The organism is Treponema sp. R80B11-R83G3 (genome assembly GCF_054786115.1).
On the sequence record NZ_BDHF01000199.1, the window covers coordinates 1 to 1,540 of the forward strand.

Here is a 1,540-nt window from a genome sequence, read left to right on the forward strand (position 1 = left end):
GTTAATAATGTGAGTAAAACAAAAAAAATTAGCAAGAGAACAGTTGCTTTTGGCGTCGCTGGAGCGCTTGGTGGAGGTATTGGAACACTTATAACAGAAATATTTATATCATATGAATATTCAACTAATATTCAAGCCATTATAGATATGGCTTTATGGGCGGCATTTATAGGCATGTGTATTTCTATTGGATTATTAATAGCGCAAAGTATATATCAAAAAAAGAAACCTGATATAATACTGCTTGTAAAGACAATATTTATAGGTTTTGGGATGGGAGCAATTTCAGGAGCTTTTGCCCAATTTATATATGGCTCCACTATAGATATAAAAAACATGTCTGTTATCGCTGTTGAAATTATAAGAGCGTTATGTTGGGGGATAATGGGTATCGGCGTTGGCTTGGGCGTTTCATTATTTGTACCTAATTATCCTAAAAAACGGGCAATTATCGCCGGATTCTTAGGAGGATTTATTGGGAGTATTTTCTTTATTATTTTGGCGAGTAATCTTTCTGAGGTTGCAGGGCGTTTTATTGGATTTGCAATTTTAGGTTTCTTTATTGGATTCACTATTTCATTGATAGAAGAAACTCTTCGTGAAGCATGGCTTACTGTTATTTGGGGTAAAAACGAAACAAGAACAATTTCATTAGGAAATAGACCAATTGTTTTTAGTTCATCACCCGATGCAGATATTTATATTTCTAAAGATACTGTCTCGCCGATAATAGTTACTGTGCAAATTGAAAATTCCAAGGTTGTTATGTATGATAAGAATAATAATCATCGGCGAGAATTGCAAAATGGTGAGCGGATCGACTTTGGGAAGGTAAGTTTTGTGGTTAATGTTAAAAAGTGAAAAAAATGATGTTAACTATCTTTGCGAGAATTATTCTAGTTGTTTCCATGTAGATTTTCCATTCTTGCGTATTTGCAATACGCCACACAAAACAATAATACCTACTATGTCAAATAAAAATTGTTCATAATATATCATATCATAAGCTAAAATAATAAAGAATGAAATAGTAGAAATTATTATAAGGAACACAAACCCAAATTTTTTCCAACATAATAACAAAATTAACCCAATAATTTTCGTAATTGCAACAATTGAAAAAAACACAATTAAATCGACACCGTAATCATAAAATAATTCCGGAGAAAATATCATGAATAAAATTAAAAAAACATTAATTAATATTAATAATACCAGACAAAAAGACGTAAAACCATGCCGTTCACGTTTAATAAAGTTTACACTATCACCAGTTGTCGATTTGACAATACTTTCTGTTTTCTGTTCTTCAGTTACAGGACGTTCTATATTATTCATAGTACTTTGCTCTTTTAGTAAATCTGTACTACAATAAGGACAAGTTTTCCATTCAGAAAGTATTTGTTTACCGCATTTTTTACATATTTTTTCTTTTTTTCCTCATCTTTCAGAATATGTAAAAGAATATCAAAAAGCTCGGAAGAGATATCATCTTTTAAAAAATATTCTTCACTTAATATTTTGATTTGTTGTTCTTTAC

3 protein-coding genes are annotated in these 1,540 nt (G+C 30.6%); 1 reads left to right on the plus strand and 2 read right to left on the minus strand.

Features of this window, described 5'->3' with window-relative positions; translation table 11 throughout:
• Positions 1 to 861, plus strand: an 861-nt coding sequence (locus ACYVRH_RS12565; RefSeq protein WP_461257244.1) for an FHA domain-containing protein, incomplete at its 5' end; no start/stop codon positions are given.
• 30 nt (positions 862 to 891) lie between these two features.
• On the opposite strand, the gene ACYVRH_RS12570 is transcribed toward ACYVRH_RS12565, so the two are convergent.
• Complete coding sequence (locus ACYVRH_RS12570) at positions 892 to 1,425, minus strand: zinc-ribbon domain-containing protein (protein WP_461257246.1); 534 nt, start codon at positions 1,423 to 1,425, stop codon at positions 892 to 894.
• Positions 1,353 to 1,540, minus strand: a 188-nt coding sequence (locus tag ACYVRH_RS12575; protein ID WP_461257245.1) for a hypothetical protein, incomplete at its 5' end; no start/stop codon positions are given. The genes ACYVRH_RS12570 and ACYVRH_RS12575, both read right to left, overlap by 73 nt.